At 61.8% G+C, this 3,586-nt stretch carries 3 protein-coding genes and 1 pseudogene; all 4 read left to right on the top strand.

Annotated features, from left to right (window positions below; genetic code table 11):
* Positions 1-17: 17 nt before the first annotated feature.
* Positions 18-338, top strand: a pseudogene (locus tag H5U38_00395) (hypothetical protein).
* Between the two features lie 13 nt (positions 339-351).
* Positions 352-1,503 carry a histidinol-phosphatase gene (locus H5U38_00390; GenBank protein MBC7185470.1) on the top strand — a complete coding sequence of 384 codons (1,152 nt, stop codon included), beginning with the start codon at positions 352-354 and terminating at the stop codon, positions 1,501-1,503.
* Positions 1,504-1,525: 22 nt separating this feature from the next.
* Entirely contained in the window at positions 1,526-2,206 is a 681-nt protein-coding gene (locus tag H5U38_00385) for a response regulator (protein ID MBC7185469.1), read from the top strand.
* A 6-nt stretch (positions 2,207-2,212) separates the two neighbouring features.
* Positions 2,213-3,586 (top strand): PAS domain-containing protein (locus tag H5U38_00380; GenBank protein MBC7185468.1); only part of this gene is annotated, 1,374 nt, incomplete at its 3' end.

Below are 3,586 nucleotides of genomic sequence, written 5' to 3'. Positions count from 1 at the left end.
TGCTCGGCGGCTTCTTATTGGTCCTCTGGTATCTGCTTGGGGGAGTGGTGCTCTGCTTGACCATCATTGGTATTCCCTTTGGCATTCAATGCTTCAAATTGTCGCTCCTGGCGCTGCTACCTTTTGGCAAGACGGTGGTGAGTACTGAGCGGTTCTCCGGCTGCTTAGCCACTATCATGAACGTCATCTGGCTGCTTGTGGCAGGTCTCGAAATAGCCTTTTTGCACCTGTAGCTGGCAGCCCTTTTTGCCATCACCATCGACGGATTGCCTTTTGCAAAACAGCACCTGAAATTGGTAAACCTTGGGCTTGTTCCTTTCGGAAGACGCGTCGAATAGCACGGAGGCAACAATGCAACGCCGCTCTTGGTCCAGACGATACCAGTTCCTTGTTGCGTTCCTTGTTCTGCTGGCAGTGCCTGCGCTGGCTGGTGGGCGCAAGCCGCTGCGCTTTCCCGACATCCCGGGCTATGAGACCTTGGTGTGTGATTTTCACCTGCACACCGTGTTTTCTGATGGCACGGTCTGGCCCACGGTGCGGGTGGAGGAGGCGTGGCGAGAAGGGTTGGACGCCATCGCCCTCACCGAGCACCTCGAAGCGCGTCACCACCGGGCCGAGGTCACGGGTACGAGCAATACCTCCTTCGAGAAGGCGATGGCGCGCGCGCAAGAGCTGGGGCTGATCTTGATCAGGGGAGGGGAGATCACTCGCTCAATGCCTCCTGGGCACTTCAATGCCATTTTTCTCAGCGACGCGGAGCCGCTGGCGGTCGACGACTGGCGGCGGGCCATCAAGGCGGCGATTGACCAGGGCGCCTTTATCTTCTGGAATCACCCCGGGTGGCGGCAGCCGGGCACGATCCCAGTTTGGTACGACGAGCACACCGAGCTGCTGCAGAAGGGATGGTTGCATGGCATCGAACTGGTCAATTCTCACGAGTACTACCCGGACGCGCAGACCTGGTGCACGGAGAAGAACCTCACCCTGCTCGGCAACTCAGACGCCCATGATCCCGTGGCGCTGGAGTACGACCTTGCTGCCGGCGAACACCGGCCGCTGACTTTGGTCTTCGCACGGCAACGGAGTGTCGAGGCGATCAAGGAGGCGCTGCACGCACGGCGTACGGTGGTCTACTGCGGAAACCTGCTCCTTGGCGAGGACAAGTTCTTGCAGGCACTCTTCGAGCAGGGGGTGTCGGTGGTGAACCAGGGCCTAGAGGTGGTCGCTGGGCGGTCGGCGGAACTGCAGGTTCACAACAGCCTGCCGGTGGCTCTGGAGCTGGCTGCAGAGGGCGAGGGCGACTATCTGGCACCGCCAGACAAGGTCAACCTGCCTGCCGAAAGAATCAGTTTGGTGCGCTTGCGCGCCGCCCAGAGCGCGCGCAAGGGAAGCGGGAGGGCTCTCCTCCACTTCCGCGTTGAGAACATGCGCGTGGCGCCGGGGCAAGGGCTCCGCGTGTCCATCCCTGTCAAGATCACCATGCGTGAGCCAGGGCAACGGTGAGGAGAACGGGTGCGAAAGGTGTATGGAGGCAACCGTTTACATCCTTGAGGACGATCCCGATATCGCCGAGATCCTGCGGCACAACCTTGGCCAGGAAGGGTTTGCCGTCGAGGTGTTTGCCGATGGCGATGCGGGCTTGGCGGCGATCGAGGAGCGGCCGCCCGACGTGGTGCTGCTGGACCTGATGCTCCCAGGCCGCAGCGGGTGGGAGATCGCGCGGTACCTACGGCGCCGCGAAGAGACCGCTGCGCTGCCCATCATCATGATCACGGCGCGCTCGGAAGAGGCCGATATTCTGCAAGGTCTTGAGCAGGGAGCCGATGACTACATCACCAAGCCATTTCGCCCCCGGGAGGTGGTGGCACGCGTCAAGGCCGTGTTGCGCCGCCACCGCCAGGGCGCCGACGAGCTCTTCACGTGGCGCGACCTGCAAGTCAACTTCTCCCGTCACCGCGTTACCGGCGCCGGCAAGGAAATCGTGCTCACCGCGAAGGAATTCCTCCTGCTGCGGGCGTTGCTTATGGCCAAAGGTCGCGTGCTCTCGCGGCAGCAGCTCTTGGACCACGTTTGGGGGTACGACTACTACGGCGGCCAGCGCACTGTGGACGTGCACATTAGGCGGTTGCGCGAAAAGCTGGGCCCGTGGGCAAAGCTGGTGGTCACCGTCAAGGGATTCGGCTATCGGGCCGACATAGAGGAGTAAGGCGCCATGTTCAAGTCGCTGCACGGCAAGTTTGCCTTTACCATGGCCCTGGTTGCCCTGTGCGGGTTTGTGGTCTTCGATTTCGTGCTCTACCGCACTGTGCGCAACTACTGGCATCAGCAGTCGGTGCGCGACCTGGACAGGAGTGCGCAACTGGCACTTGCTCTGGTCGAGCAGGCCAGCGCAGCGGGCATGGCCGAGAACGAGGACCTCTGGGCGCTGACCTATCGTCTCCGCGAAGCATTGGGCACACGGGTCACGCTCATCGATGCCAGCGGCCACGTGCTCACCGACTCGGACGTCGGACCCGCCGGTGTGGGGCGCATGGACAATCATCTGCAGCGCCCGGAGGTACAGCAGGCTGCCCAGACTGGCTCTGGGCGTAGTCACCGGCGGAGTACCACCATGGGGCGAACCATCTACTACGCTGCGACTAGAGTGGACGTTCCCTCTGCGCCGGTCCGCTTCGTGCGATTGGCTCATTATGCCGAGCACGTAGACGCCGCCCTGCACGATATAGTCGTCCTCATGGTCGGGGCAAATTGTGTCGGCCTGCTGGTCACAGTTGGCCTGGCAGCGTTGCTGAGTGCCGTGGTCACTCGCCCAGTGCGAGAAATGGTGAGCGCCTGCCAGAGACTGGCAACCGAAGGAGGCGAGGTCCATTTTCCCATACACCGAAAGGATGAGGTGGGCGAATTGGCGCTGGCGCTCCATCATCTAACCGCACAGCTGCACCAGCGCGCTGCGCAGGCGGAGGAGGCAAAGGGGGAACTGCATCGCATTGTCAATCTTTTGGACTGCGGTATTCTGGTGGTGGATGCCCACCGTCATGTTCTGCATGCAAATCGCGCAATGTTCCACATTTTCGGCCAGGAGCCCCAGGCGATAAGGGGACAGGACCTGGTGGAGCTGGTGCGCTCCCCAGAACTCGTGGCTGCGGTTGATCGAGTCCTATCAACCGGAGGTCGGGAGAGCGGCGAGTTGGAGGTTCTTGCACAGGAGCGGAAACTCGCCGTCGGCTTCAGCGTTGCCCCTTTTGGCTTAGAACAAGGTGTACCGCGCGGTGCATTCGTGCAACTGCTCGACATATCTGAGCGAAAGAGGCTGGAAACCGTACGGCGCGATTTTGTCGCCAATGCCTCCCATGAGCTCAAGACCCCGTTGACCGCCATTGTCGGTTACACCGAGACCCTACTGGCCGAGGGGGGAAAGATGCCGACAGAGCAGCGGCTGCGTTATCTGCGGCGCATCCGCGAACAGGCGCAGCGGCTCGAATTCCTCACCTCCGACCTCCTGACGCTGGCCGAGAGCGAAGAGAAGGAAGCGCTGCACCTTGTGCCTCAGGCGGTGCAGAAGCTCCTCCGGGCTGTGGCCAAAGAG

The sequence above is a fragment of the Calditrichota bacterium genome (genome assembly GCA_014359355.1).
Taxonomy (GTDB): domain Bacteria; phylum Zhuqueibacterota; class Zhuqueibacteria; order JANLFK01; family Oleimicrobiaceae; genus Oleimicrobium.
This window is presented reverse-complemented; position numbering and strand designations above follow the sequence as displayed.

Bases quoted from the DNA above. Each gene is read 5' to 3' on its own strand.
- H5U38_00385 (MBC7185469.1), top strand. From the start codon at position 1,526: ATGGAGGCAACCGTTTACATCCTTGAGGACGATCCCGATATCGCCGAG.
- H5U38_00390 (MBC7185470.1), top strand. From the start codon at position 352: ATGCAACGCCGCTCTTGGTCCAGACGATACCAGTTCCTTGTTGCGTTC.